19 protein-coding genes and 1 pseudogene are annotated in these 26,513 nt (G+C 71.0%); 14 read left to right on the top strand and 6 right to left on the bottom strand.

Features of this window, described 5'->3' with window-relative positions:
* Positions 1 to 15 precede the first annotated feature (15 nt).
* Entirely contained in the window at positions 16 to 1,134 is a 1,119-nt protein-coding gene (locus tag EF387_RS03350) for a peptidoglycan recognition protein family protein (protein WP_128374942.1), read from the bottom strand.
* Positions 1,135 to 1,466: 332 nt separating this feature from the next.
* Between EF387_RS03350 and EF387_RS03345 the strand changes: the two genes are divergently transcribed.
* The 3 genes from EF387_RS03345 to EF387_RS03335 all read left to right on the top strand — a co-directional run bounded on the left by EF387_RS03345 (position 1,467) and on the right by EF387_RS03335 (position 4,296).
* Positions 1,467 to 1,892 (top strand): pyrophosphohydrolase domain-containing protein, encoded by a 426-nt coding sequence (locus tag EF387_RS03345; RefSeq protein WP_128374941.1) that lies wholly within the window; start codon positions 1,467 to 1,469, stop codon positions 1,890 to 1,892.
* A gap of 66 nt (positions 1,893 to 1,958) precedes the next feature.
* A complete protein-coding gene (miaB, locus tag EF387_RS03340; RefSeq protein WP_128374940.1) occupies positions 1,959 to 3,494 on the top strand; it encodes a tRNA (N6-isopentenyl adenosine(37)-C2)-methylthiotransferase MiaB in 1,536 nt (511 codons plus the stop codon).
* Positions 3,495 to 3,576: 82 nt separating this feature from the next.
* Positions 3,577 to 4,296, top strand: a complete 720-nt coding sequence (locus EF387_RS03335; protein WP_128374939.1) for a class III extradiol dioxygenase subunit B-like domain-containing protein — start codon at positions 3,577 to 3,579, stop codon at positions 4,294 to 4,296.
* A gap of 412 nt (positions 4,297 to 4,708) precedes the next feature.
* Here the strand turns inward: EF387_RS03335 and EF387_RS03330 are convergent, their stop codons facing one another.
* Together EF387_RS03330 and EF387_RS03325 are read right to left on the bottom strand one after the other, a co-directional pair.
* Positions 4,709 to 4,999 carry an antitoxin gene (locus tag EF387_RS03330; protein WP_238431313.1) on the bottom strand — a complete coding sequence of 97 codons (291 nt, stop codon included), beginning with the start codon at positions 4,997 to 4,999 and terminating at the stop codon, positions 4,709 to 4,711.
* 42 nt (positions 5,000 to 5,041) lie between these two features.
* Positions 5,042 to 5,320, bottom strand: coding sequence for a hypothetical protein (locus tag EF387_RS03325; RefSeq protein ID WP_128374937.1), 279 nt, complete (start codon positions 5,318 to 5,320; stop codon positions 5,042 to 5,044).
* A gap of 183 nt (positions 5,321 to 5,503) precedes the next feature.
* Between EF387_RS03325 and miaA the strand changes: the two genes are divergently transcribed.
* From miaA to hflX, 6 genes are all read left to right on the top strand, one after another.
* Complete coding sequence (miaA, locus tag EF387_RS03320) at positions 5,504 to 6,442, top strand: tRNA (adenosine(37)-N6)-dimethylallyltransferase MiaA (protein ID WP_128374936.1); 939 nt, start codon at positions 5,504 to 5,506, stop codon at positions 6,440 to 6,442.
* Between the two features lie 108 nt (positions 6,443 to 6,550).
* Positions 6,551 to 7,036, top strand: a complete 486-nt coding sequence (locus EF387_RS03315; protein WP_162467071.1) for a hypothetical protein — start codon at positions 6,551 to 6,553, stop codon at positions 7,034 to 7,036.
* A 76-nt stretch (positions 7,037 to 7,112) separates the two neighbouring features.
* Positions 7,113 to 7,982 (top strand): diaminopimelate epimerase, encoded by an 870-nt coding sequence (dapF, locus tag EF387_RS03310; RefSeq protein WP_128374934.1) that lies wholly within the window; start codon positions 7,113 to 7,115, stop codon positions 7,980 to 7,982.
* A 392-nt stretch (positions 7,983 to 8,374) separates the two neighbouring features.
* Positions 8,375 to 10,615: a RelA/SpoT family protein gene (locus tag EF387_RS03305; protein ID WP_128374933.1), complete on the top strand. Its 2,241-nt coding sequence runs from the start codon at positions 8,375 to 8,377 to the stop codon at positions 10,613 to 10,615.
* Positions 10,616 to 10,884: 269 nt separating this feature from the next.
* The gene (locus EF387_RS03300) at positions 10,885 to 12,348 is read left to right on the top strand and encodes a M1 family metallopeptidase (RefSeq protein ID WP_128374932.1); all 1,464 of its coding nucleotides are present in this window, start codon (positions 10,885 to 10,887) and stop codon (positions 12,346 to 12,348) included.
* 443 nt (positions 12,349 to 12,791) lie between these two features.
* On the top strand, positions 12,792 to 14,285 hold the full coding sequence (hflX, locus tag EF387_RS03295) for a GTPase HflX (RefSeq protein ID WP_128374931.1): 1,494 nt from the start codon (positions 12,792 to 12,794) through the stop codon (positions 14,283 to 14,285).
* A 100-nt stretch (positions 14,286 to 14,385) separates the two neighbouring features.
* On the opposite strand, the pseudogene EF387_RS03290 reads toward hflX, so the two are convergent.
* Both EF387_RS03290 and EF387_RS03285 read right to left on the bottom strand, forming a co-directional pair.
* A pseudogene (locus EF387_RS03290) lies at positions 14,386 to 14,811 on the bottom strand (hypothetical protein); the annotation flags it as partial.
* Between the two features lie 338 nt (positions 14,812 to 15,149).
* Complete coding sequence (locus EF387_RS03285; RefSeq protein ID WP_128374930.1) at positions 15,150 to 16,385, bottom strand: trypsin-like serine peptidase; 1,236 nt, start codon at positions 16,383 to 16,385, stop codon at positions 15,150 to 15,152.
* 441 nt (positions 16,386 to 16,826) lie between these two features.
* On the opposite strand from EF387_RS03285, the gene EF387_RS03280 reads away from it, so the two are divergent.
* From EF387_RS03280 to EF387_RS03265, 4 genes are all read left to right on the top strand, one after another.
* Entirely contained in the window at positions 16,827 to 18,293 is a 1,467-nt protein-coding gene (locus EF387_RS03280; RefSeq protein WP_202918134.1) for a diaminobutyrate--2-oxoglutarate transaminase family protein, read from the top strand.
* Positions 18,294 to 18,486: 193 nt separating this feature from the next.
* On the top strand, positions 18,487 to 20,703 hold the full coding sequence (locus EF387_RS03275) for an IucA/IucC family protein (RefSeq protein WP_420802517.1): 2,217 nt from the start codon (positions 18,487 to 18,489) through the stop codon (positions 20,701 to 20,703).
* A 39-nt stretch (positions 20,704 to 20,742) separates the two neighbouring features.
* Positions 20,743 to 21,636 carry a GNAT family N-acetyltransferase gene (locus EF387_RS03270; protein WP_128374929.1) on the top strand — a complete coding sequence of 298 codons (894 nt, stop codon included), beginning with the start codon at positions 20,743 to 20,745 and terminating at the stop codon, positions 21,634 to 21,636.
* 361 nt (positions 21,637 to 21,997) lie between these two features.
* Positions 21,998 to 23,980, top strand: coding sequence for an ATP-dependent DNA helicase (locus tag EF387_RS03265; RefSeq protein WP_128374928.1), 1,983 nt, complete (start codon positions 21,998 to 22,000; stop codon positions 23,978 to 23,980).
* A 611-nt stretch (positions 23,981 to 24,591) separates the two neighbouring features.
* Here the strand turns inward: EF387_RS03265 and lexA are convergent.
* Positions 24,592 to 25,377, bottom strand: coding sequence for a transcriptional repressor LexA (gene lexA, locus EF387_RS03260; RefSeq protein ID WP_128374927.1), 786 nt, complete (start codon positions 25,375 to 25,377; stop codon positions 24,592 to 24,594).
* Positions 25,378 to 25,888: 511 nt separating this feature from the next.
* On the opposite strand from lexA, the gene nrdR reads away from it, so the two are divergent.
* On the top strand, positions 25,889 to 26,440 hold the full coding sequence (gene nrdR, locus EF387_RS03255) for a transcriptional regulator NrdR (protein WP_128374926.1): 552 nt from the start codon (positions 25,889 to 25,891) through the stop codon (positions 26,438 to 26,440).
* Positions 26,441 to 26,513: the final 73 nt, after the last annotated feature.

Raw genomic sequence — 26,513 nt, 5'->3', positions numbered from 1 at the left:
CCCGGACGGTTCAGCTCACCGCCCGCCCACCGCGTCCCGCAGCGCCGCCAGTTCCGCGTACATCGTCGCGCCCGGGCACTCCGTCTCCATCCAGTCGCGGTGACCGCTGATCTCCGGGACGTCCTTCTTGGTGCCGTTGACGGGGTTGACGTAGGTCACCTGTGCCTTGGGGTCCACGCCGTGGAAACGGACGAGGACGCGGATCAGCCGGGTGAGGGAGGCCCGGGCGGCGTCCGTGGGGCCCTGGTCCACCAGTGTGCCGAGGAGGGCGATCCCGAGGTTGCCGGAGTTGAAGCCGCCCACGTGGAAGGCGGTGACCAGCTTCCCGTCCGCGTTGTGCGCGGGAATACCGTCGTCCCCCGAGTAGCGCCCCTCGTAGATGCGTCCCTCCTCGTCGATGAGGAAGTGGTACCCGATGTCGCCCCAGTCGTTGGTGACCGCGTGGAACTGGTAGATCGCGCGCACGGTGGCGGCCGGGTCCGGATCGTCGTTCGGGGTGGCGGTGTGATGCACCGTGATGGTCTGGAACGGGTAGTACGCGGTGGGCGTGTTCTCGGAACCGTCGGGCTTGAAGCGCAGTGACTCGTCCGCACCCCAGGCAGCCCGCGACAGATACGCGACCCCGCGCACCCGGGTGGTGTCTGCCGGAACGGCCACCTCGCGCCGCGGCCCGTGCACGGTGTCGAGGGCCAGCGAACGCAGACCGTCGGCGCCGTCCGGGGCCTTCACCTCGTAACCGGACGCCTCCCGGGCGGGGATGAGGAGCGCCCCGCCCTCGCCCTCCGAACAGCCGCTGCCGCTCAGTGACTTCCAGGCGCCGAGGCTGCCGTCGGCAGCGGTCAGCCGGATGCCTCCGCCGGCGGCGTCGCCGGTTCCCGACCAGCGCACACCGACGTAGACGAGGGGGAAAGCGGTCTCGACCGGCGCCTCGCCGGTGGCCGCCTCGGCCCGGGTCTTGGGGAACGCCTCGGTCGTCGACCCGTCGGCGTCGCCGGAGGAGTCGTCCGTCGTGGCCGCCATCACGGTGGGCGTGACCACGGCGCCCACAGCGACGGCGCTCGCGGCACCGATCAGACCGCGGCGGCTGAGACGGGAGGAGGTTCGGTGGGAGGGGGGTGTGGGTGGAACGGTCATGGGATTCCTTAGTGTTCCTGTTCGTTCCTGACGGCCTGGGGAGCCGCGGGAGCCTCTCGGCCGCAGACGGCACGACGACGGGGCAAGCGGAGGTGGGGCGTTGGGGCGGCGGCGCGCGATGCCGACGATCACCCGTGGTCCTCGTTGCTCCGCAGCCCCCGTCGGCCCGGCTCGCCGGTGTCGCCCGTCCGGGGCGCCGCTGCGCGAGGTACTGCCACGTGCCGCCGTGCGCCCGGCGGGCCAACTGCCGTACACACGACCGTGTTTGAAGGCTCAAGAAGCCTACGCAACGCAGGCACGCGCTGTCTCAAAGACCTCGTTAGGCTCACAGAATGCACTCCTCACCCGCCGATCTCGTCCGCGAATTCCACCTGGCGTTCGGCCTCGACGCCCGCAGCACACCGACCGAGGTCTCTCCCGAACTCGCCACCCACCGGGGCGAACTCCTGGCGGAGGAGGCCGCCGAGGTCGCCGAGGTGTCCGTGACCGGGCCCCTGGACCAGCTGGCCCACGAACTGGCCGACGTGGTCTACGTGGCGTACGGCACCGCCCTCGTGCACGGCATCGGCCTGGACGAGGTCATCGCCGAGATCCACCGCGCCAACATGTCCAAGCGCGGTCCCGACGGCCGGATCGCCCGCCGGGTCGACGGCAAGGTCCTCAAGGGGGAGCACTACCGGGCGCCGGACGTGTCCGGCGTACTGCGACGCCAGGGCTGGGTCCCCGGCGCGGACGGCCCCGGCCCGGGCGCGGAATGACCCGTTCACCGGCGGGCCGTCCACAACCCGTTCGGGCGTACGGCCCGCACCGCCTACCCTTGTCGCATGAGCAGCAGTGACCGGAGCCTGGCAGTGGGCGTCAAGACATACGAGGTGCGCACCTACGGGTGCCAGATGAACGTCCACGACTCCGAGAGGCTCTCCGGGCTCCTGGAGGAGGCCGGCTACGTACGCGCCCCCGAGGGCTCGGACGGTGACGCGGACGTCGTCGTCTTCAACACGTGCGCGGTGCGTGAGAACGCCGACAACAGGCTGTACGGCAACCTCGGCCGGCTCGCCCCGAAGAAGGCCGGGCGCCCGGGGATGCAGATCGCCGTCGGCGGCTGCCTAGCGCAGAAGGACCGCGACACCATCGTGAAGAAGGCGCCCTGGGTGGACGTCGTCTTCGGGACGCACAACATCGGCAAGCTGCCCGTCCTCCTGGAGCGCGCCCGCGTCCAGGAGGAGGCGCAGGTCGAGATCGCCGAGGCGCTGGAGGCGTTCCCGTCCACGCTCCCGACCCGCCGCGAGAGCGCGTACGCCGCGTGGGTCTCCATCTCCGTCGGCTGTAACAACACCTGTACCTTCTGCATCGTCCCCGCGCTCCGCGGCAAGGAGAAGGACCGCCGGACAGGCGACATCCTGGCCGAGATCGAGGCACTGGTCGACGAGGGCGTCTCGGAGATCACCCTGCTCGGGCAGAACGTCAACGCCTACGGGTCCGACATCGGCGACCGTGAGGCCTTCAGCAAGCTCCTGCGGGCCTGCGGCACGATCGACGGCCTGGAGCGCGTGCGCTTCACCTCGCCGCACCCCCGCGACTTCACGGACGACGTGATCGCCGCCATGGCCGAGACCCCGAACGTGATGCCCCAGCTGCACATGCCGCTGCAGTCGGGCTCGGACACCGTTCTGAAGGCGATGCGCCGCTCCTACCGTCAGGAGCGCTACCTGGGCATCATCCGCAAGGTGCGGGAGGCGATCCCGCACGCGGCGATCACCACCGACATCATCGTGGGCTTCCCAGGCGAGACCGAGGAGGACTTCGAACAGACCCTGCACGTGGTTCGCGAGGCCCGCTTCGCGCAGGCCTTCACCTTCCAGTACTCCAAGCGCCCCGGCACCCCGGCGGCCACGATGGAGAACCAGATTCCCAAGGAGGTCGTCCAGGCGCGTTACGAGCGTCTCGTCGCCCTTCAGGAGGAGATCTCCTGGGAGGAGAACAAGAAGCAGGTCGGCCGCACCCTGGAACTGATGGTCGCCGAGGGGGAGGGCCGCAAGGACGGCGCCACCCACCGCCTGTCCGGCCGCGCACCCGACAACCGTCTGGTGCACTTCACCAAGCCCACCGCGGAGGTCCGTCCCGGCGACATGGTCACCGTCGAGATCACCTACGCGGCGCCCCACCACCTGCTCGCCGAGGGAGCCGTCCTGAACGTGCGCGCCACGCGCGCGGGAGACGCCTGGGAGAAGCGACACGTCGAGAAGGCGGCGAGGACGGACGAGGCGCGGAAGCCGGCGGGAGTGATGCTCGGCCTGCCCAAGGTAGGCGTCCCCGAGCCGCTGCCGGTCGCCACGGGCAGCGGGTGCGGCTGCGACTGACCGGTGGCACTCGGCAGCTATTGACACTCGGCGGCGACCGACCGGTGACACTCGGCCCAGGGGCGGGGCTACGCTGCCGATCATGCTTGTAGCCGCCGCGGTCTGCCCCTGCCCGCCCCTGCTCGTGCCCGAGGTCGCCGCGGGAGCCGCGCCCGAACTGGCCGCCGCGCGCGAAGCGTGCGCGGACGCTCTGGGTGTGCTCGCGGCGGCGCGGCCCGACCTGCTGGTCGTCGTCGGCCCCGCCGAGCAGAGCGGGCGCGGGCCGCACGCGGCGGGGACCCGCGGCTCCTTCCGCGGGTTCGGCGTCGACCTCGACGTACGCCTGGGAGACCTGGGAGACGGCCCCGGCACCTCGGAGCGTGAGCTGCCGCCCTCCCTCGCCGTCGCCGCGTGGCTGCTGGAGCGAACGGACTTCTCCGATGCCCCGATCGAGGGACTGGGTGTGGGGGAACCCCTCGCGGCCGAGCGGTGTATCCAGGTGGGACGGGAGATCGGGGCGCAGGCCGAGCGGGTGGCCCTGCTGGTGATGGGCGACGGCAGCGCGTGCCGCACGCTCAAGGCGCCCGGTTACCTCGACGAGCGGGCGGCGCCCTTCGACGCGGCGGTCGCGCGCGCCCTGGGGTCGGCGGACGTGGCGGCCCTCAAAGCGCTGGACGCGGAACTGGCGGCGGAGTTGAAGGCCTCCGGCCGTGCCCCCTGGCAGGTCCTCGCGGGCGCGGCGGAAGACGCGGGACTGGGCGGGTCACTGCTGTACGACGAGGCGCCGTACGGCGTGGGCTATCTGGTGGCGGCCTGGTCGTAGGGCCAACGGGTGGCCCGGGTGGCCTGGGCGGCACACGGCGCCGCACGCGGCTGCGGCACCGAATGCTGTACGACGAGGCGCCGTACGGCGTGGGCTATCTGGTGGCGGCCTGGTCGTAGGGCCAACGGGTGGCCCGGGTGGCCCGGGTGGCCTGGGCGGCACACGGCGCCGCACGCGGCTGCGGCACCGACGGCGCACGTGGCACAGAACGGCACTCCTGGCACACACGACGGCACCTCCCGCACAGGACGGCGCCTCCGGCACACGACGGCACGCGGCACACGACGGCGGAGGACCGGAGCATGGGGTGCTCCGCGGTCCTCCGCCGTCGTGTGCCGGCTATCGCCCTCCTGAGCCGACTCGTCCGCCGTGCTGTGCCCGATCGTCCGCCGCCACGCCGTCGCGCGTCGGATCAGGAAGTCGGCGGGGGCGGCTCAGAAGCGGGCGGGGGCGGGGGCTCGGACGCAGGCGGGGGTGTCCGCTCGGCAGTGGGCGTGCCCTGCGACTTGCCCTCCTGGTGGGCGAACCGGTCCAGGGCACCCTTCGCCTTGCCCGTGCCCGTGTGGATCCTGGTGCTGTACTTGCCCCTGGTCGTCCTGTCGGCGACCCGCGCGGCGCGGTCGATGCCGTGCTCGATCTTCTCCTCGTGCCGCAGCGCGAGGCCCGACATCTTGCCCTTGGCAGGGGCGAGTCTGGTTTTCATCGTGTCCCGGAGGCCCATCGTTCACCTTCCCGCGCGGGTCGGTCACCTACGGGCGGCCTCGCCGGCCCCGCTGTCGGCCGCCTCCTGAGCGGACTGCTGCTTGGGGATCTCGACGCCCTCACCGGACGCGTCGCCCTTCACCGCGGCCGCGGCCCCGTCCTCGTCTCCGGCGCGCTCCTCGTTGCCGGAGGGCTCCGTCTCCGAGGTGGCGGCCGCGATGTCCGTAGTCGACACGACGGCCTCGGCCTCGGTCACCGACGCCTTCTCGGCAGTGCCGGAAGCGGCCTTTGACTTGCGGCGAAACCTGGCAAAAACGCCCATTTACAACTCCATACGTTACTCGTGTGGGCGAAATCCCGCGCCGCCCGGAGCGTCCCTTTGCGCAGCCTGGGGCACCGGTCCCCGCGACCGGCGGCCGGAACCTCGCAACAGGCAACGAACTCGGACCGTCACCGTCACTTAACTCATTCGAGAAGTACTCCGGAGGTTTGCGAGACTGGGGCAGTGAGTAGCGCAGCCCCCGGCCCTCGGGTCATCGCCGTCGTCGGCCCCACAGCAGCAGGAAAGTCCGATCTGGGTGTATTCCTCGCCCGGCAGCTAGGCGGTGAGGTCGTCAACGCCGATTCGATGCAGCTCTACCGGGGGATGGACATCGGCACCGCCAAGCTGACGCCCGAGGAACGCGGCGGCGTCCCGCACCACCTGCTGGACATCTGGGACGTCACGGTCACCGCGTCCGTGGCCGAGTACCAGCGCCTCGCCCGCGCCCGAATCGACGCCCTGCTCGCGGAGGGCCGCTGGCCCATCCTGGTGGGCGGCTCCGGTCTGTACGTACGCGGAGCGGTCGACAACCTGGAGTTCCCCGGCACCGACCCCGAGGTGCGGGCACGCCTGGAGGAGGAGCTGTGCCTGCGCGGCTCGGGTGCCCTGCACGCCCGCCTCGCCGTCGCCGACCCCGAGGCCGCCCAGGCCATCCTGCCCAGCAACGGTCGCCGGATCGTCCGCGCCCTGGAGGTCATCGAGATCACCGGTCGCCCCTTCACGGCCAACCTGCCGGGACACGACTCCGTCTACGACACCCTGCAGATCGGGGTGGACGTGACCCGCCCGGAACTCGACGAGCGCATCGCGCGCCGGGTCGACCGTATGTGGGACGCGGGCCTGGTGGCGGAAGTGCGCGCACTGGAGGCGCGGGGGCTGCGCCGGGGGCGTACGGCATCGCGCGCGCTCGGCTACCAGCAGGTCCTCGCGGCCCTCTCCGGCGAGTGCACCGACGCCGAGGCGCGCGCCGAGACCGTCCGTGCCACCAAGCGCTTCGCGCGCCGTCAGGATTCGTGGTTCAGGCGCGATCCCCGGGTGCACTGGTTGAGTGGGGCCGCGGCGGATCTGACGGAACTTCCGCGACGTGCCCTGGCGTTGGTCGAACGACCGGTTACAGCCTGATCACGTCCTGGCATCGGGACGCTCCGGTCGCCGTCCGGGCATCCGACGCCGTGCCATCATCGGGTTTCGATCGACCAGTGAAGTCCTGAGTTGGGAGGGCGCGTGGCGATGGAGGCCAGCCCTCGCGACACCGCACAAAGCGGGGAGTACGACACCGCACGGGAGCAGGACGAGGACCGTCTGAGCCCCGACGGGCCGGACGAGATCCCGTCGCTGACCGCGGACGGCCCCGCCCCGGACGAGATGTCCACGGGCGCCGAGGTCGAGGTCGAGCTGCGCCCGCACCGCAGGCTGCGCATCTGGCAGCTCGCGCCCATCGTGATCCTCGCCTCCGTCGGCTCCCTGATGTTCGCCTTCCCGCTGGCGTTCGAGTTCGGCGACGGCGGTGCCGTGGTCGCCATGCTCGGTCTGCTGATCTGCAGCTGCGCGGCCGGATGGGGCATGATGGCCGCCCGCCGGGTGGGTTACACGTGGCCGGGTCTGCCGCCCCGCGGCTCCGGGCGCCGCCCCGACTGGCGCCTCGTGATCGCGTACGCGGTGGTGGTCGTGGCGGTGGCCGTGCTCGCGGTCTGGCGGGTCGCGCGTCTGAGGTGAGCCCGCGGCCGCCCCCTTCCGGCGCCCCCTGTGGACAGCCGGGCGGGGTGCCGCAGCGACCCCGTACGATCGAGGAATGAGCACGCGGATCGCCTTCCTCAAGGGGCACGGGACCGAGAACGACTTCGTGATCGTCCCGGACCCGGAGAATGTCATCGACCTCCCGCCGAGCACCGTCGTCGCGCTGTGCGACCGCCGCGCCGGCATCGGCGCTGACGGTCTGCTGCACGTCGTCCGGTCCGCCGCGCACCCCGAGGCCACGTCGATGGCGGCCGAGGCGGAGTGGTTCATGGACTACCGCAACTCCGACGGTTCGATCGCCGAGATGTGCGGCAACGGTGTACGGGTGTTCGCGCGCTACCTCCAGCGCGCGGGACACGTGTCGGAGGGCGATCTCGTGGTGGCCACCCGCGGGGGCGTGAAGAAGGTGCACATCGCCAAGAACGGCGAGGTCACCGTCGGCATGGGCAAGGCGGTCCTCCCGGAGGGGGGCGTCACCGTGCGCGTGGGCGACCTCAGTCGCCCCGCACACAACGTGAACATGGGCAATCCACACGCCGTGACCTTCGTGGACTCCCTCGACGACGCCGGGGACCTGCTCGCGCCGCCGCTTTTCAGCCCGGCGACCGCATACCCCGACGGGGTGAACGTCGAGTTCGTCGTCGACCGCGCCCCCCGCCATGTGGCGATGCGCGTACACGAGCGCGGCTCCGGCGAGACCCGCTCGTGCGGTACGGGCGCGTGCGCGGTCGCCGTAGCCACCGCCCGCCGCGACGGCGCCGACCCGACGGTCACGGGCACCCCGGCCACGTACACCGTCGACGTGCTCGGTGGCCGGCTGGTGATCACCGAGCACCCGGACGGAGAGATCGAGATGACCGGCCCCGCGGTGATCGTCGCGGAGGGCGAGATCGACGGCGACTGGCTCGCCGCCGAGAGTTCCTGAGCCGATCGCCGACGTGTGCTTCTGGTCACCTCCTGTCGTGCCCACAACTCCCATGCGGGGGTGGCATTTCGGACCGTTTCCGGAGCGGATTGGCCGTCTTGGGAAGGGGCTTGACGAGGCATCAGTGGCTGGTGGTGCCCCCAAGGGAGCTTGTGGCGTGGCCCAGAGGCCCTCTGACGCACCATCGGGAACTCGTGGGACTCCCGGCCCAAGACGTCAACCTTCGATCTGTCGCTCGAATGGGTGATCCGTTTCACTGTCGGTGAGAGGCGGCCAGACGGGGGTGTTCGGCTCGATAGCATCAAGCACCGGCCCGGACGGGGGAACGACGCATCCCCAGAGCCGCGTACGCCATGGGGCCCCGTCCGCCGGTCACGAGCCGGAGGTGCCCCATGAGTGCGGAGGCCACGAACCCTGCGACCCAGGGCTCCGTGACGCCCGGAGCCCATCGCAGGCGGAACCGCCCGCGGATCGATCTGCGCCGCCTGGGACGGGCCGCGCTCCTCGGACCCGTCGCCCGCGACCGGCTGCCCGACGCCATCGGTCATGTCGCCGAGGTCCACCGCGCGCACTTCCCGCACGCCGACCTGGAACCGCTGCGCCGGGCCTATCTGCTGGCCGAGTCCTCGCACCGCGGCCAGATGCGAAAGAGCGGCGAGCCGTACATCACCCACCCGCTCGCGGTGACCCTGATCCTCGCCGAACTCGGCGCCGAGACAACGACCCTGACCGCCTCTCTGCTCCACGACACCGTCGAGGACACCGAGGTGACCCTCGAACAGGTGGGCGAGGAGTTCGGCGAGGAGGTCCGCTACCTCGTCGACGGCGTCACCAAACTGGAGAAGGTCGACTACGGCGCCGCCGCGGAACCCGAGACGTTCCGGAAGATGCTCGTCGCCACCGGCAACGACGTCCGCGTGATGTCCATCAAGCTCGCCGACCGGCTGCACAACATGCGCACGCTGGGCGTGATGCGTCCCGAGAAACAGGAGCGCATCGCCAAGGTCACCCACGACGTACTGATCCCACTCGCCGAACGGCTCGGCGTACAGGCCCTGAAGACCGAACTCGAGGACCTGGTGTTCGCGATCCTCCGACCCGAGGAGTACGCGCACACCAAGGAACTCATCGTGGCCAACGCGGCCCGTGCCCACGACCCGCTGGCGGAGACGGCGGAAGAGGTGCGGAAGGTGCTGCGCGAGGCCGGACTCACCGCCGACGTCCTCATCCGGCCGCGGCACTTCGTCTCCGTGCACCGGGTCTCGCGTAAACGCGGCGAACTGCGCGGCGCCGACTTCGGCCGCCTCCTCGTACTCGTCGCCGAGGACGCCGACTGCTACGGGGTCCTCGGCGAACTGCATACCTGCCTCACCCCGGTCGTCGCCGAGTTCAAGGACTTCATCGCGACCCCCAAGTTCAACCTGTACCAGTCGCTGCACACGGCCGTGGCCCGGGCGGACGGCGAGATCGTCGAGGTCCTCATCCGCACCCAGCAGATGCACAAGGTCGCCGAGGCGGGCGTGATCGCGCTCGGCAACCCGTACGCCCCCGCCGGCGACGACCCGGCCGACGGCGAGCGCGCCGACCCCACCCGGCCGGGCTGGCTCTCCCGCCTCCTCGCCTGGCAGGAGGCCGCCCCGGACACCGACACCTTCTGGACCACACTCCGCGCGGACCTCGCACAGGACCGCGAGATCACCGTCTTCCGGCCCGACGGCGGCACGCTGGGGCTGCCCGCCGGCGCCAGCTGTGTGGACGCGGCGTACGCGCAGTACGGCGAGGACGCGCACGCCTGTATCGGCGCCCGCGTCAACGGCCGGCTGGCGACGCTGAGCACCGTCCTCAGGGACGGCGACACCGTCCAGCTCCTCATGGGCCAGGACCCGTCCTCCGAGCCCTCCCGGGAGTGGCTGGAGCACGCGCGCACGCCTGCCGCTCGGATCGCCATCAACCGGTGGCTGGCCGCCCATCCGAAGCCGGCCGCGGAGGCGCAGGCCGGGCCGTCCGAGAGTGCCTCGGCCAAGTCGTCCTCGCCCGAAGACACCCCGGCCGACTCGCGGGGGGTCGTCGCCGGGGCGGCCCCCGAGGACACGGCGGCTCCGGCGGCCGAGAGCACGGCGCTCCGTTCACCCGCCGGCGCGCGCCCCTCCTCCGACACGACCCACGCGAGCCGCCCCGACGGCGCGAGCGCCGTGGTCGACCGCCCCGGCGCGACCGTACGCCTCGCGGGCTGCTGTACTCCCGTGCCGCCCGACGAGGTCACCGGCTTCGCCGTGCGCGGGGGAGTGGTGACCGTGCACCGCGTGGAGTGCGCCGGGGTGGTGCGCATGAAGGCCACCGGGCGCAAGGAGGTCGGCGTGCGCTGGGGCGACATCACCGAGTGCCGGGTCACCCTGGTCGCCGAGTCGTTCGGACGCCCCCACCTGCTGGCCGACCTCACCGAGGCCATCGCCCAGGAAGGCGTCGCCATCGTCTCCGCGACGGTGGAGCCCCCCAGCCAGCAGCGGGTCCGCCACACCTACACACTCCAACTCCCCGACGCGGCCGGCCTGCCCGCCCTGATGAAGGCGATGCGCAACGTCCCCGGCGTGTACGACGTCAGCCGCGCACAGCATCACGCGGCGGCGCAGTAGCGACGCGAAGAGGGCTGCCGGGCGCGGTAGCGCTGCGGTGACAGCTGCCGGGCGCGGTATTGCTGGGGTCAGACTGCCGGGCGCAGTAGCACCGCGATGTGACCTGCCGGGCGCGGTAGTTCCGCCGTGAGAGCAGCCGGGCGCGGTGGCCGCCGCTGGCGGCGGTCGGCTTCGGCGGCCTCCCGGGGAGCAGATGCCGGACGACCCGTTCGGGTGGGCCCGGCGCGAGTCGTCGCCGTCCGGTGAGTGTGCGCTGGTAGCCGTGGTCCATGCCGTTCACCGCCAGGGCCCGCCGTGCCTCCGTCGCGCTGCTCGCCTCCGCCGTCTCCGTCTGCCTGGTCGCCGCGAATCCCCCCGCCGCCCCGCTCGGGATCGGTGACCGCCTCTTTCCGCACCTGGGGAACCCGGGGTACGACGTCGTCTCCTACGACCTCGACTTCACCTACTCCGGCGCCAACGACGAGCCTCTCCCCACCATCACCACGATCGACGCCACGACGACCGCACGACTGGAGAGCGTCAACCTTGACTACTCGCACGGAACGGTGCGGTCGGTCGAGGTCAACGGCGCGCCGGCGACCTTCCGGAATGCCGGGGAGGACCTCGTGGTGACCCCGGCCGAGCCGCTGCCCGCGCACTCCGGGATGCGCATCACCGTGCGGCACCTGAGCGACCCGGTGCCCGCCGAGGACGTCAGGAGCGGATGGGTACGGACCGCGGACGGGCTCGTCATGGCCAACCAGGCAGACGGCGCCCACCGGGTCTTCCCGTGCAACGACCACCCCTCGGACAAGGCGTACTTCACGTTCCGCGTCACCGCGCCCGCGGGCCACACGGCCGTGGCGGGCGGCCTTCCCCTGGGCACACAGCGCCACGGCGGTACCACCACCTGGGCCTATCGCACCGCCCACCCCATGGCCACCGAACTGGCCCAGGTGTCCATCGGCCAATCCTCCGTGGTGCGCCGCACCGGCCCGCACGGCCTCCCCGTGCGTGACGTCGTACCCGCCGGGGACCGCGAACGACTGGAGAAATGGCTGGCGAAGACACCCGGCCAGATCCGCTGGATGGAGGAGAGGGCCGGCCGCTACCCCTTCGAGACCTACGGGCTGCTGATCGCCGACGCGACCACCGGCTTCGAATTGGAGTCCCAGACCCTGTCGCTCTTCGAACGGGAACTGTTCCTGCGCTCCGACCTCCCGGAGTGGTACGTCGACTCGGTCATGGTGCACGAGCTGGCACACCAGTGGTTCGGCAACAGCGTCAGCCCGCACACCTGGTCCGACCTGTGGCTCAACGAGGGGCACGCCACCTGGTACGAGGCCCTGTACGCCGAGGACAAGGCGGGGGTCGAGGTGGAGCACCGCATGCGCGCCGCCTACGCGAAGTCCGACCATTGGCGGGCCGCCGGCGGCCCGCCCGCCGCACCCAAGGCGCCCCGCCCCGGCCAGAAGCTCGACATCTTCCGCCCCGTCGTCTACGACGGCAGCGCCTTGGTGCTCTACGCGCTGCGCGAGGAGATCGGCCACGAGGCCTTCGAACTGCTCGAACGCGCCTGGGTGATCACGCATCGTGACGCGACCGCCACCACCGCGGACTTCGTGGACCTCGCCTCCAGCATCTCCGGACGCGACCTGAACGGTTTCTTCCATGCCTGGCTGTACGGCGAGAAGACCCCGCCGATGCCGGGCCACCCGGACTGGCGCAGCACCCCCACGACCGCCCGGCGCTAGGGCCCACCTATGGGGGCGAGCCACTCCACCGCACCGCGGCGATACGCCACCACGTACCGGCGGGAGGCCGCCTTCTGCGGGCACCGGCGACCGGTCGTCGCGCCGGTGCGGCCGGCCGCCTCCTGCGGGGCACCGGCGACCGGTGATCGGCGGTAGTCCGCAGGTCACCTCCGGGCCCCACCTGCGGAAGGCCGTCGTCCGCGGCCACAGGTGATAAGTCGCGTGACGAGACGGGTCGTGCCGTGCGACCATCGTCAGGTCGGCGGCACTGCCCCGGACGGTCCCGGAAAGCCGGGATTCTCCCGGGCTGGTTCCGGGAAACCTCCGGAGCGGAGCGGACCGCGCGAAGGCGGTGCCGGGAATCTCCCGGCGGCCCCGCGCGTTGTCGACAGTGACGGAACACGTCCGTCGCCCCATCCCCATCCTCACTACGTAAGGATCCAATGACCTCCTCTTCTTCCCCTTCCCAGGCCGCGCAGAGCCTCGCGCAGAACTACCCCGAAGGTCTTCGGGCCGATGCCCTGATGGAAGAGGACGTCGCCTGGAGCTTCGAGATCGACGGAGATCGGGACGGCGACCAGTTCGACCGCTCCGACCGTGCCGCCCTGCGCCGCGTGGCGGGCCTCTCCACCGAACTCGAGGACGTCACCGAGGTCGAGTACCGACAGCTCCGTCTGGAGCGCGTGGTGCTCGTCGGGGTGTGGACCTCGGGGACCGCGGCGGACGCGGAGAACTCCCTGGCGGAGCTGGCCGCCCTCGCCGAGACCGCGGGCGCCGTGGTGCTCGACGGCGTGATCCAGCGCCGCGACAAGGCGGACCCGGCCACGTACATCGGTTCGGGCAAGGCCACCGAGCTGCGCGACATCGTCCTCGAAACGGGCGCGGACACCGTCATCTGCGATGGTGAGCTGAGCCCCGGCCAGCTGATCCACCTCGAAGACGTCGTCAAGGTCAAGGTCATCGACCGTACGGCCCTCATCCTCGACATCTTCGCCCAGCACGCCAAGTCCCGAGAGGGCAAGGCGCAGGTGGCCCTGGCGCAGATGCAGTACATGCTGCCGCGGCTGCGCGGCTGGGGTCAGTCGCTGTCCCGGCAGATGGGCGGCGGCAAGGGCGGCGGCCTCGCCACCCGTGGTCCCGGTGAGACCAAGATCGAGACGGACCGGCGTCGAATCCGCGAGAAGATGGCGAAGATGCGCCGGGAGATCGCGGACATGAAGACCGGCCGCGAGATCAAGCGTCAGGAGCGCAGGCGCAACAAGGTGCCGTCGGTCGCCATCGCCGGCTACACCAACGCGGGCAAGTCCTCCCTGCTCAACCGTCTCACCGGGGCGGGAGTTCTGGTGGAGAACGCCCTGTTCGCGACCCTCGACCCGACCGTGCGCCGGGCCGAGACGCCGAGCGGGCGGCTGTACACCCTGGCCGACACCGTCGGCTTCGTACGCCACCTGCCGCACCACCTCGTCGAGGCGTTCCGCTCCACGATGGAGGAGGTCGGCGACGCCGACGTGATCCTGCACGTGGTGGACGGCGCGCACCCGGCGCCGGAGGAGCAGCTGGCCGCCGTGCGCGAGGTGATCCGTGACGTCGGTGCCACGGACGTGCCCGAGTTCGTCGTGATCAACAAGGCGGACGCGGCCGACCCGCTGGTGCTTCAGCGGCTGCTGCGGATCGAGAAGCGTGCGATCGCCGTGTCGGCCCGCACCGGCCAGGGCATCGACGAACTGCGTGCGCTGATCGACAGCGAACTGCCGCGGCCCTCGGTCGAGATCGAGATCCTCGTGCCGTACACCCAGGGACGCCTGGTCGCCCGGGCGCACTCCGAGGGCGAGGTCCTCTCCGAGGAGCACACCCCGGAGGGCACGCTCCTGAAGGTGCGCGTCCACGAGGAACTGGCGGCGGAGCTGGCACCGTACGCGCCGGCGTCGCTCGCGTGACCGGCACGACCGCGGTCCGCCCCTGGTGAAACCAAAGGTCCGCCCCCTGATCCGGGGGCGGACCTTCGGTCTGTTCCGCTCCGCTCGGGCGCCTCGGCGGTTACCGGCCGCCGTACTCCCGGCCCATCTCGTCGTACAGCGTCTGGGCGCCCCGGCCCAGCTGCGGACCCGCGAGCCAGGTGTTGTCGGTCGGACCGATCGACGTGTTCGAGACCAGCACCGTCTTGCCGTTCGCCACCCGGAACCAGCCGCCGCCGGACGAACCGCCGGTCATGGTGCAGCCGATCCGGTACATCGTCGGCAGGGCCGGCGACAGCGACAGCCGACCGGGCCTGTCCAGGCACTTGAACATGCTCAGACCGTTGTACGGCGGCGCGGCCGGGTAGCCCCAGGCGCCCATCTGGCTCACCGACTGTGCGGAGGGCGCGGAGAAATCCACATCCAGTGCGGCGCCCACCGTCTCCTCGAGGGACTTGCCGCCACTCTCGGGCTTCACATGCAGCACCGCGTAGTCGTAGGCCGCGCCCGCACGCGTCGCCCGGGCCGCAGGCGACCGCCGTGAGCGCCAGGGCCGCGGCCGGCCCGATGGCGGAGAGGACTGAGCGCCGCCGTTGTGAGGTGCGCATAGTGGTGTTACCCCCGTTGGAACATTGAATCCCAGGTGCTGATCAAGCCGGGAGCAGGCTCCACGCGGAGCCGCGAGACCCCACTGTGCCCGGACACTTGAGGACGAACGGCGGCCGCAGGGTGAGGGTTCAGCCTCTCCGCCGACCACCGTCCGTCCAGACGCCGTTACCTCTTCCTCGTACTTCCCCGTACTTCTCGTTCAGCAGAGTCTTCGTCGCCGTCCGGTCCCTGGACCGGTCACTGCCCGGCGAACTTCTTGCTCACCGCGTCGTACACGCCCTTGGCCTCCGTGCCGAGGCGCGGACCCGCGAGCCAGCCCGAACTGGCCGGGCCGATCGACGTGTTGGAGACGAGCGCGGGCTTGCCGTCCGATCCCTTGGCCACCCAGCCGCCACCGGACGAACCACCGGTCATCGTGCAGCCGATGCGGTACATCGTCGGGTCGGCCTTCGCGATCGAAAGGCGGCCAGGCTTGCCCGTGCACTGGAAGAGCGTCTCCCCGTCGAACGGGGCCGCGGCCGGGTAGCCGGTCGCCGTGAGGCTGTCCATCTCCGGTACGGCAGGCGCGTTGAAGTCCACCGGGAGCGCTGCCCCGACGGTCTCCTCGAGGGACTTTCCGCCGCTGCCCTCCTCGGGCTTCACGTGCAGCACCGCGAAGTCGTAGGGGGCGCCGTCACCGCCCGTCGCACCGCCCTGCTCGATCCACTGGTCCGAGGTCTGCGCCCAGTCGGCCCACCAGACACCGTACGGAGCGACCTCCTCACGGGTGGCGGTCTCCAACTCGGCCGCCGACATGGCCTCGTCGTTGTACGAGGGCACGAAGGCGATGTTGCGGTACCAGCCGCCCTTCTTGCCGGCGTGCACACAATGGCCCGCCGTCCACACGATGTTGGACTTTCCGGGGTTCGCCGGGTCCTCGACCACCGTCGCCGAGCAGACCATCGTGCCCTCGGGGGAGTCGAAGAACACCTTGCCGGCCTCGGGGACGCTGTCGTGGTACGTGGGCTGCACAGCCTGGGCCTTCACGGGCGCCGGCGTCGGGTCGGTGACTCCCTGGTCACCGGAGAGGTCGCTGTCGTCGACGGGCTTGTCCGGTTCCTCGGCGTCACGCATCCGGTCCGGGTCCCACAGGCCTTCGATGATCGGGTTGATGAAATCGCCGGCCTCGCGCAGCCAGTCGTCCCTGTCCCAGTTCTTCCAGGCGCCGTTCTTCCACTTGTCGACGTCGATCCCGTGCTCTTTGAGCCTGTCCTTGATGTCGTCCGGGATCTGGATCTTGTCGTCACCGCCGTTTTGGGACGAGGAGGAGGCGGAGGAGTCGGCGGTCGCGTTCGTGTCGCTGTCGGCCTTGCCGCAGGCGGTCGCGGTGAGTGCGACTGCGGTGACGAGGCCGACCGCGGCCAGCAGGGGGGAGGTACCGCGGCGCGCGCCCCTCCCGCGGCGGTCGGTGCTGCGCGGATGTATCGATCGCATGGTGAGACTCCCCCTGAGTTGCTTCGGCGAACGCCGTTCAGCCGAAGGGCTGAACGGCACCACAGACTATGCCGTTGCTGTGGGGGACTTCCGACGGAACGGCAACGGTTCCGTCACGGGAAAGATCTTGATCGTCACCGACGGCAATTATCTTGATTTCGCCCGTGGCCCCACGCGGCTGGCGTCGTTGGTACGTACGGGGGACCTGCCAACTGAGCGCAGTGCCCCCGTCTTGTCGTACTCGGATGCGTGGACTCCTCGTCCTGACGTGCGGTGCGACGGACAACCGGCGCCTGGGCAACCGGTCCCTGGACACCTTCGGACAACTGGTCCCCAGGCCGATGGCTTGCGCACAACTGGCCTCTGGGCAGCGGGAGGACCGACAAGGTGGCTGTGACCGACGGCGTGGCCGTGACTGACGACGTGGCTGTGACCGACGGCGTGGCCGTGACGGAGTCGGCGCCCGGAGCGGGACGCGGCGCCGGGGAACGGGGCGCGCAGGAGGGAATCCTGCGCCGTCAGTCGGCGCGTGAGTCCAAGGCGCGCACCTATGCGCGTGCTCTGCCGATCGTGCCCGTGCGGGCCCGCGGACTGACCATCGAGGGCGCCGACGGACGCCGCTACCTCGACTGCCTTTCGGGCGCGGGGACCCTGGCGCTCGGCCACAACCACCCCGTGGTGCTCGAAGCCATCCGCAAGGTGCTCGACTCGGGAGCGCCACTGCATGCGCTGGACCTGGCGACGCCGGTCAAGGACGCCTTCACCACGGAGCTGTTCCGCACCCTCCCGTCCGGTCTCGCCCGGCGTGCCCGCGTGCAGTTCTGCGGCCCCGCCGGCACGGACGCGGTCCGGGCCGCGCTGAAACTGGTGCGCGCCGCCACCGGGCGGAGCGGTCTGCTGGCGTTCACCGGGGCGAGCCACGGGATGTCTGCGGGGGCGTTCCAAGCCTCCGAGGGAGCACGCGATGGGTGCCTGACGCGGCTGCCCTATCCGCAGGACTACCGCTGCCCGTTCGGGATCGGCGGGGACCGCGGCGCCGAACTCGCCGCGCACTGGACGGAGTCCGTGCTCGACGATCCCGCCTCGGGGGCTACGCGGCCCGCCGGGATGATCCTGGAACCGGTGCAGGGCGAAGGCGGAGTGCTCCCGGCGCCCGATCGCTGGATGCGGCGGATGCGTGAGATCACCGCGTCCCGTGACATCCCGCTGATCGTCGACGAGGTGCAGACGGGCGTCGGCCGCACCGGCACTTTCTGGGCCGTCGAGCACAGCGGCATCACCCCTGACGTGATGGTCCTCTCCAAGGCGATCGGCGGCAGCCTCCCGCTCGCGGTCGTCGTCTACCGCGAGGACCTCGACACCTGGCAACCGGGCGCACGCACGGGCACCTTCCGCGGCAACCAACTCGCCATGGCCGCCGGCGCGGCCACCCTCGCATACGTCCGCGAGAACGGGTTGGCCGAGCGGGCGGCCGTGCTGGGCTCCCGCATGCTGGCCCAACTGCGCGGTCTCGCGGCGGAGTTCCCGGCCATCGGGGACGTGCGGGGGAGAGGCTTGATGATCGGACTCGAGTTGGTCGAACCCGAGGGGATCGTCGAAACCCCGAACCGGCCGTGGTGCACGGGAGGACCGGACGACTGGTCCGCGGAGACCGCGGAGACGGCGGAGACGGCACAGACCGCGGAGACCTCCACCGTGAGTCAACCGCGGCCCGCGAATCCCACGTTGGCCGCGGCCGTGCAACGCGAGTGCCTCGTCAGGGGCCTGATCGTCGAACTGGGCGGCAGGCACGCCGGTGTCGTACGTCTGCTGCCACCGCTGACCATCACCGACGAACAGGCGACCGCCGTACTCGACCGCCTCGCGGACGCACTGACCGCAGCGGTACGCGCACACGACGCGGGATAGCACTCGCGTCGACGCCCGCACACCGGTGCACCGCGGCCAGCCACATCGCGACTTCCCCCGGTGGCTTCGGGCCCCTGGGCACGTCCCCGCCATCCCTTCACCCCCCAATCCCTCCACCCCCCATCACTTCACCACCCAACCGAACCACTCCGCAGCCGTGCACAAACAGGCACGCCTCCCGGCAAGGACCACCGTGAACCCCACCCCGGCACCCGATGGCCGCCCAGACCTTCCCGAGCGCACCGACTCCCCACCCGCACCCGAGGCGGCATCGATCCCTAACCAGGCAGCCGGCGCCAGTGCCGGGCACAAAGACGTCCTCGGTTCCCGGCAGACGGACGCGGCCGGAAGCCGGCAGACGGACGGCACCGGCGCCCTGCAGGCGCACGCTGTCACCGCAGCGGCGAGACCCGCCGACCAGCAATGCGCCACCACCACCCACCTGCTGGACCACCCGGATCCCCGGATCGCCTCCGATGCCGCAGCCATCGAGAACCTGCTGCGCTGCTGGGTACGGGAAACCGGCCTGGCCTCACCGGGCAACGGCACCCTCCGCATCCCGCTCCCGAACAGCGGCACCGACCTCCTCGTCCCGGTGCACTACTGGTCCCCCACGGGATGGCATCGCTTCGGCCTCCCCCGCTTGGCCACCGCCCCCGCACCGGCCCCGACCCTGGACGCGGTCACGCTCGCGGCACTACTGGCACGAGAGACACCCACAGAGCCGAACGCGGTAGAAGCCCCAGAGCAAGGGCCGCAGCGGAGCCCGAACGAAACACGCCCGAACGAGCCGCTCCCGGAGGGAGCACACCGGGCCGAGCCGCTCCCGGAGGGAGCACACCGGATCGAGCCGCTCCCGGACGGCACCACCGCGCCGCACGGGGCCGAACCGCTGCGCTCACCGTACGACTCCGCCGACCTGGTGGGACGCGTCGCCGACTCCGTGCGGCGCGTCACCTTGTTCATCAGCGACCGCCGCAGGCACCCCGGCGACGAACCCGACCTCTTCCTCTCCGCCGAACAATCCCTCCTCCTCGGCCATCCACTGCACCCCACCCCGAAGAGCCGTGAGAGCCTCTCCGAAACCGAGGCACCCCTTTACTCACCGGAGTTGCGGGCCTCCTTCCCGTTGCACTGGCTGGCTGTCGCCCCCACCGCGCTGGCCACCGACTCGGCGTGGACCGAGCGCGGCCGTCCCGTCCCGGCGGCGCGGCTCACCTCTCGTCTCGCCGGCGACGGCCTGGACCTCCCGGACGGCCACGCCGCCCTGCCGCTGCACCCTTGGCAGTTCCGCGAACTCAGGCACCGCCCCGCCGTCGCCGCCCTGCTCGACCGTGGTCTCCTCCGTGACCTCGGCATCCGTGGCCCCGCCTGGTACCCCACCTCCTCCGTACGCACCCTCTACCGCTCCGGCGCTCCCGCGATGCTCAAACTGTCGCTGGCACTGCGCATCACCAACTCCCTCAGGGAGAACCTCCGTAAGGAACTCCATCGCGGTGTCGAGGTCCACCGCCTGCTCCGCACTGGTCTGGGTGCGGATTGGAAGGCCGCCCACCCCGACTTCGACATCGTCCGCGATCCTGCCTGGCTCGCCGTCGACGACGAGGACGGCAACCCCGTGCCCGGCCTTGACGTGGTGATCCGCCACAACCCGTTCCACCCCGACGTCGACGTCTCCTGCGTCGCCGGATTCGTCTCCCCCCGCCCCGTGCCCGACCGGCCCGCCACTGGGTACGGCCCCGAGTGCGCACCGAGGTCAACCCAACCCTCCGGCCCCCAAGTCCCCGCCATGCGTTCCCGGCTCGCCGCGACCGTCGGCCGGCTCGCCGAGCGCACCGGCCGCTCGCGCGGTGCCGTCTCCGCCGAGTGGTTCCTGCGCTACCTGGAGCACGTCGTACGCCCTGCCCTCTGGCTGGACGGCGCGACCGGCATTGCGCTGGAGGCCCACCAGCAGAACACGCTCGTCCTACTGGACGCCGAGGGTTGGCCCGCGGGCGGCCGCTACCGCGACAACCAGGGCTACTACTTCCGCGAGTCCCGCCGCGCCGACCTCGACAAGCGGCTGCCCGGCATCGGTGAGCACAGCGACACGTTCGTCTCCGACGAGGTCACCGACGAACGCTTCGCCTACTACCTCGCCATCAACAACGTCCTTGGACTCATCGGGGCCTTCGGCTCTCAACGCCTCGCCGACGAAGGGTTGTTGCTGGCCGCCTTCCGGCGCTTCCTCGCCGACACCGCGACCGGACCCAAGGCCCCGCGTACGACCTTGCCATCGCTACTCCTCGACTCACCCGTGCTGCGCTGCAAGGCCAACCTCCTGACCCGGCTGCACGGGCTGGACGAACTCGTCGGCCCGGTCGACACCCAGTCTGTCTACGTCACCATCGCCAATCCCCTCCACTCCTGAGGAACTTGCCCCACCCCGTCTCCTGAGAGGAGCGTCGCCGTGCCTCCCAACGATGCGAGCACCGACGCCGGCACCGTGTCCGTCGCCGCCCCCGGTCCCGGCCCGGGCCCCTGCGTCGCGGACTCGTGCCCGGACAATGAGGACACGCTGGAACTCCGTCTGCCCGCCGAGTGCATCGCCCTCCCGGACACCGACGAGGCGGGTCCGGCAGCACACCGTCCGACTCCCGCAGACGAAGGCGCGCCCCCGCCCGCCGTCCGCCCGCACCCGGCTGCCGACCACGCCCGTACGCCGCCCCGTAACCCGGACCGGCCGCTCGGTGAGCCGTACCTGCCCGTCGCCGACCGCCCAGCATCCATCGGCGCCCTGCTCGACCACCCCGCCGACTGGGGGCCCATCAGTACCCCTGTGGGCACCTTTCACCTCCGTCCCGTGAGCCTCCCGCTCGATCTCCCGCTCGTCAGCCGATGGATGAACGACCCCGCCGTCGCCGCCTTCTGGTCACTGGCCGGTGACGCGGCCGTGACCGAGGCGCATCTGCGGGCGCAACTGGGAGGGGACGGGCGCAGCCTGCCGTGCATGGGCATGTTGGACGGCAAACCCATGAGCTTCTGGGAGATCTACCGAGCCGACCTCGATCCACTGGCCCGCCACTACCCCGTCCGTCCGCACGACACCGGAATCCACCTCCTCATCGGCGGTGTCGCCGACCGCGGCCGAGGGCTGGGCAGCACCCTGCTGAGAGCGGTCGCCGATCTCGCACTCGACCGGCGTCCCTCCTGCGCACGAGTCATCGCAGAACCCGACCTTCGCAACACCCCTTCCATCTCCGCCTTTCTGACAGCGGGCTTCCGCTTCTCCGCAGAGGTCGACCTGCCCGGTAAGCGGGCCGCCCTGATGGTCCGCGACCGGGCTCTGCGCGATCTGCTGTAGGCCCGTCACTCTCTGTACACCGCCCGTGCCGATTCGGTTCCACCCGGATCCGAGCCGATTTCAACGGCCGACGCCGATCCAGCGGTCGGCCGCACGGACCGGTTGGCGGCACAGGTCGGTTGGCCGCACCGGCCGACCCGACGCCGCGCCCCCATGCCTGCACAGAGTCCGCCCCATGCCCGCCCCCGGCCCCATGCCCCCCGCGCCCGCCCGAGTCCCCCCGGGCCCGGGCGAGGCTTTCGACGCAAGGAGTCCAGCCCGTCGTGATCCAGATCCCCCATACCGCAGGCGTCCTGATCACACCCTCCGCTCCGGACTTGGCCGCCCGTTTGTCAGCGGGGCGCCGTAGGGTGGCAGCGCTATGACGAAGCCCTCACTCCCCGAACTCCTGCATGCTGCCGTCACTGCCGTCGGCGGTACGGAGCGCCCCGGCCAGGTGACCATGGCCGAAGCCGTCGCAACGGCGATCGACGACAGCTCCCATCTGCTGGTTCAGGCCGGTACCGGCACAGGAAAGTCGCTGGGTTACCTCGTGCCCGCGCTCGCGCACGGAGAGCGAGTGGTCGTCGCGACCGCCACCCTCGCGCTGCAGCGTCAGCTCGTTGAGCGTGACCTGCCGCGCACGGTGGAGGCACTGCACCCGTTGCTGCGCCGCCGCCCCGAGTTCGCGATGCTCAAGGGCCGCTCCAACTACCTGTGTCTCCACCGGCTGCACGAGGGAGTGCCGCAGGACGAGGAGGAGGGCCTGTTCGACCAGTTCGAGGCCGCAGCCCCCACCAGCAAGCTCGGTCAGGACCTGATCCGGCTGCGCGACTGGTCCGACGAGACGGAGACAGGCGATCGCGACGACCTCACGCCCGGCGTCTCCGACCGGGCCTGGGCCCAGGTCTCCGTGTCGTCCCGGGAGTGTCTCGGAGCCTCGAAGTGCGCTTACGGAGCGGAGTGCTTCGCCGAGATGGCCCGCGATCGTGCCAAGCTCTCCGAGGTCGTCGTCACCAACCACGCGCTGCTCGCGATCGACGCCATCGAGGGCGCGCCGGTCCTCCCGCAGCATGAGGTACTGATCGTGGACGAGGCCCATGAGCTGGTCTCCCGGGTCACCGGCGTGGCGACCGGCGAGCTCACTCCGGGCCAGGTCAACCGTGCGGTGCGGCGCGCCGCGAAACTGGTGAACGAGAAAGCCGCCGACCAGCTCCAGACCGCCGCCGAGGGCTTCGAGCGGGTCATGGAACTGGCTCTGCCCGGCCGCCTCGAGGAGATCCCGGAGGACCTCGGCTACGCGCTGATGGCGCTGCGTGACGCCGCCCGGACGGTCATCTCCGCGCTCGGCACCACCAGGGACAAGTCCGTCCAGGACGAGGACGCCGTACGCAAACAGGCGCTGGCGTCCGTGCAGAACGTGCACGACGTGGCGGAGAGGATCACCAACGGCTCCGAGTGGGACGTCGTCTGGTACGAACGCCATGACCGCTTCGGAGCGTCACTCCGTGTCGCTCCCATGTCCGTGTCGGGACTGCTGAGGGAGAAGCTCTTCGCTGACCGCTCGGTCATCCTGACCTCGGCGACCCTCAAGCTGGGCGGGGACTTCAACGGGGTGGGCGCTTCGCTGGGGCTCGGCCCCGAAGGCACGGAGAGTGAGGATCTGCCGGTCTGGAAGGGCGTCGACGTCGGCTCGCCGTTCGACTACCCGAAGCAGGGCATCCTGTACGTCGCCAAGCACCTGTCGCGGCCGGCGCGGGACGGTGACCGTACGGACATGCTCGATGAGCTCACCGAGCTGATCCAGGCGGCGGGCGGGCGCACGCTGGGCCTGTTCTCGTCCATGCGGGCGGCTCAGCTCGCGGCGGAGGAGCTCCGGTCGAACATCCCGGAGTTCCCGATCCTGCTCCAGGGCGAGGAGACCCTCGGTGAACTGATCAAGAACTTCGCGGCGGAACCCAAGACGTGCCTGTTCGGAACGCTGTCCCTCTGGCAGGGCGTCGACGTACCCGGTCCCAGCTGCCAACTGGTGGTCATGGACAAGATCCCATTCCCCCGCCCGGACGATCCGTTGATGAGCGCTCGCCAGAAGGCGGTAGAGGAAGCCGGGGGCAACGGCTTCATGGCGGTCGCCGCCACCCACGCGGCTCTGTTGATGGCCCAGGGAGCGGGCCGGCTCGTCCGAGCCTCGGGCGACCGCGGCGTGGTCGCCGTTCTGGACCCACGGCTGGCCACCGCACGCTACGGCAGCTATCTGAAGGCGTCCTTGCCGGACTTCTGGTACACGACGGACCGCAACCAGGTACGCCGCTCCCTGGCCGCGATCGACGAGGTGGCACGCAAGACGGAGACGGCGGACGCGTAGCACCTGACGCATGCCGCGGCTGCACGGCCGTGGTGCCGGCGCGGCTGAACGGTCCACACGGAAATCGGTGGGCCCGGGGGAACATGCGCGACGGCTGTAGGTCTGACGGGCGGGCCCGCCGGTGCGTGGTTCGTCGGCCGGCGTCCGGGTGGCTCTGGAGTTCGCGGGCGGTCCGTCGCGGATGGACGCCTGGCGGAGGCTCGCCGCCGAGGCAGCGGGACACCTGACACCCCCGTAGAGCCTGTGTCGGCCCGCCGATGCCGACGAGCCGCCGGCGCTCTACCCGCCGCGGGGATCGCCGCCGCCCGCGGGCCGGTCGCCGGGGCCCGACCGCTCGCATGACGCGCGCCGTCCCAGGCACCAGACCCCAGTCCCGACTCACCGAACCGGGACAGGACGTGCCCTCGTCGGAAAACGCGCCGCACCACCGGAACAGGCAGGCCCCGGTCGGTATACGCACCCGCCCCCGGGAACCGGCATGCCCTGGTCGGTATAGCACGCCCCCGGGAACCGGCAGGCCCCGATAGGAAGACGCACAGGACCCCGGAACCGGCGCAGGGGGTTCCGGGGTCCGGATCAGGAGGGCGGCGGGGTCTTCCGCCGCCGCGGGGTCACACCCGCCGCAGTACCGCCACGACCTTGCCGAGGATCGTCGCCTCGTCGCCGGGGATCGGCTGGTACGCGGAGTTGTGCGGGAGGAGCCAGACATGGCCGTCCTCGCGCTTGAAGCGCTTGACCGTGGCCTCTCCGTCCAGCATGGCGGCCACGATGTCACCGTTCTCGGCGACGGGCTGGCGGCGGACCGTGACCCAGTCCCCGTCGCAGATCGCGGCCTCGATCATCGAGTCGCCGACGACCTTGAGAACGAACAGTTCGCCGTCACCGACCAGTTGCCGGGGCAGCGGAAAGACGTCCTCCACCGACTCCTCGGCGAGGATCGGGCCGCCGGCGGCGATCCGGCCCACCAGCGGGACGTAGGAGGCGGCCGGCTTTCCGGCGGTGTCGGTGGGCTGCGGGGTGGCCGCCTGGTCGGAGCCCCGGACCTCGTAGGCGCGCGGGCGGTGGGGGTCGCGGCGCAGGAAGCCCTTGCGCTCCAGGGCCATTAGCTGGTGTGCGACCGAGGACGTGCTGGACAGCCCCACGGCTTGTCCGATCTCGCGCATCGACGGCGGGTACCCGCGCCGCTGCACGGAGTCCCTGATGACCTCGATGACCCGGCGTTGCCGGTCGGTCAGCCCGGAGCTGTCCGCCCTGATGCCTGGAGGTCGGCCCGGCAGGGAGCGTGCGGGCTTGGGACCCTCATGGTTCACGGCTTCAGTCATGGCATGCACCGGCTCGAGTCGGCCCTGGGAGCGGTCCTGGGCGGTGATGGTGGCGCTGTCTGCGGTGGTGGTCACGGCGGCCCCTCTCGATGGTCTCCCTGCTGCCCAACGGTAGTTGCTTTCGAAAGGTTGCGCCAAACACACGTTCGAGTGAAAAAATGCGGATTGCCTTACGTGACCATGAGTCGGGGTGTATGGCCCTCGCTTTGTCTGCAGGGCAATTCGGTTGATTACGTTACAATCCTCCGCCGGGTCGATGATCCCGCGGGGTGCTCCGAAGTTTGCCAACCGGCAATCCCGAAGATCGGGAACCCGTCCCCTTCTGTGCGTGGACCACCGTATCGCCGTATCTGGGAGACGGATATGGCTCTGCGGCACATGCCGCCATCGGGGTTCGACACGCCTTTGGGGTGGAATTTACGCTCGGACCCCAGATCTAGTGGTTGGATTGCAGTAGCGCCCCACAAGTTGTGGTCCCCCCGGTCTTCAGGGCCGGAGCGATCGCCTATGCTGGGGGCTGCTCCGAGGGGCCCAAGAGGCCTTGCGGGGCTATTGAGTCGTGCGTGTAAGGAGGGATGGGGGTTCCATGCACTGCCCCTTCTGCAGGCACCCTGACAGTCGTGTCGTCGACAGCCGGACGACGGACGACGGCACGTCGATCCGTCGGCGCCGCCAGTGCCCCGACTGCTCCCGCCGCTTCACGACCGTGGAGACCTGCTCCTTGATGGTCATCAAGCGCAGCGGAGTGACGGAGCCGTTCAGTCGCACCAAGGTCATCAACGGCGTACGCAAGGCGTGTCAGGGGCGGCCCGTCACAGAAGACGCACTCGCCCAGCTCGGCCAGCGGGTCGAGGAGCAGGTGCGTGCCACCGGAAGCGCCGAACTGACCACCCACGACGTGGGGCTGGCCATACTCGGCCCACTGCAGGAGCTGGATCTCGTCGCCTATCTGCGGTTCGCGTCCGTCTACCGGGCGTTCGACTCGCTGGAGGACTTCGAGGCCGCCATCGCGGAACTCAGGGAACAGACGGGGCGCCCCGCCGCGGACGACGAAGACGCGGACGTGGGGTGCCGGGGGAACGATCGCGGGTCCGGAGCGGCGGCCGACGCCCCCGTGCCCGCCACCACCGCCGACTGACCGGCGGGCCGGCCCCGGCCGGCGATCAGGACTTGTCGCGGACGGCCGAGTGCGCTCGGCGCGCGACCCAGTA

It is taken from the genome of Streptomyces cavernae, assembly GCF_004023625.1.
GTDB classification, from domain to species: Bacteria; Actinomycetota; Actinomycetes; order Streptomycetales; family Streptomycetaceae; genus Streptomyces; species Streptomyces cavernae.
The sequence above is the reverse complement of the archived record's forward strand: the minus strand, read 5'-3'. Positions and strand labels throughout refer to the sequence as shown.

Coding starts and splice junctions, on each gene's coding strand:
- EF387_RS03350 (WP_128374942.1), bottom strand. CDS start 1,134: ATGACCGTTCCACCCACACCCCCCTCCCACCGAACCTCCTCCCGTCTC.
- EF387_RS03345 (WP_128374941.1), top strand. CDS start 1,467: ATGCACTCCTCACCCGCCGATCTCGTCCGCGAATTCCACCTGGCGTTC.
- miaB (WP_128374940.1), top strand. CDS start 1,959: ATGAGCAGCAGTGACCGGAGCCTGGCAGTGGGCGTCAAGACATACGAG.
- EF387_RS03335 (WP_128374939.1), top strand. CDS start 3,577: ATGCTTGTAGCCGCCGCGGTCTGCCCCTGCCCGCCCCTGCTCGTGCCC.
- EF387_RS03330 (WP_238431313.1), bottom strand. CDS start 4,999: ATGAAAACCAGACTCGCCCCTGCCAAGGGCAAGATGTCGGGCCTCGCG.
- EF387_RS03325 (WP_128374937.1), bottom strand. CDS start 5,320: ATGGGCGTTTTTGCCAGGTTTCGCCGCAAGTCAAAGGCCGCTTCCGGC.
- EF387_RS03315 (WP_162467071.1), top strand. CDS start 6,551: ATGGAGGCCAGCCCTCGCGACACCGCACAAAGCGGGGAGTACGACACC.
- dapF (WP_128374934.1), top strand. CDS start 7,113: ATGAGCACGCGGATCGCCTTCCTCAAGGGGCACGGGACCGAGAACGAC.
- EF387_RS03305 (WP_128374933.1), top strand. CDS start 8,375: ATGAGTGCGGAGGCCACGAACCCTGCGACCCAGGGCTCCGTGACGCCC.
- EF387_RS03300 (WP_128374932.1), top strand. CDS start 10,885: ATGCCGTTCACCGCCAGGGCCCGCCGTGCCTCCGTCGCGCTGCTCGCC.
- hflX (WP_128374931.1), top strand. CDS start 12,792: ATGACCTCCTCTTCTTCCCCTTCCCAGGCCGCGCAGAGCCTCGCGCAG.
- EF387_RS03285 (WP_128374930.1), bottom strand. CDS start 16,385: ATGCGATCGATACATCCGCGCAGCACCGACCGCCGCGGGAGGGGCGCG.
- EF387_RS03265 (WP_128374928.1), top strand. CDS start 21,998: ATGACGAAGCCCTCACTCCCCGAACTCCTGCATGCTGCCGTCACTGCC.
- nrdR (WP_128374926.1), top strand. CDS start 25,889: ATGCACTGCCCCTTCTGCAGGCACCCTGACAGTCGTGTCGTCGACAGC.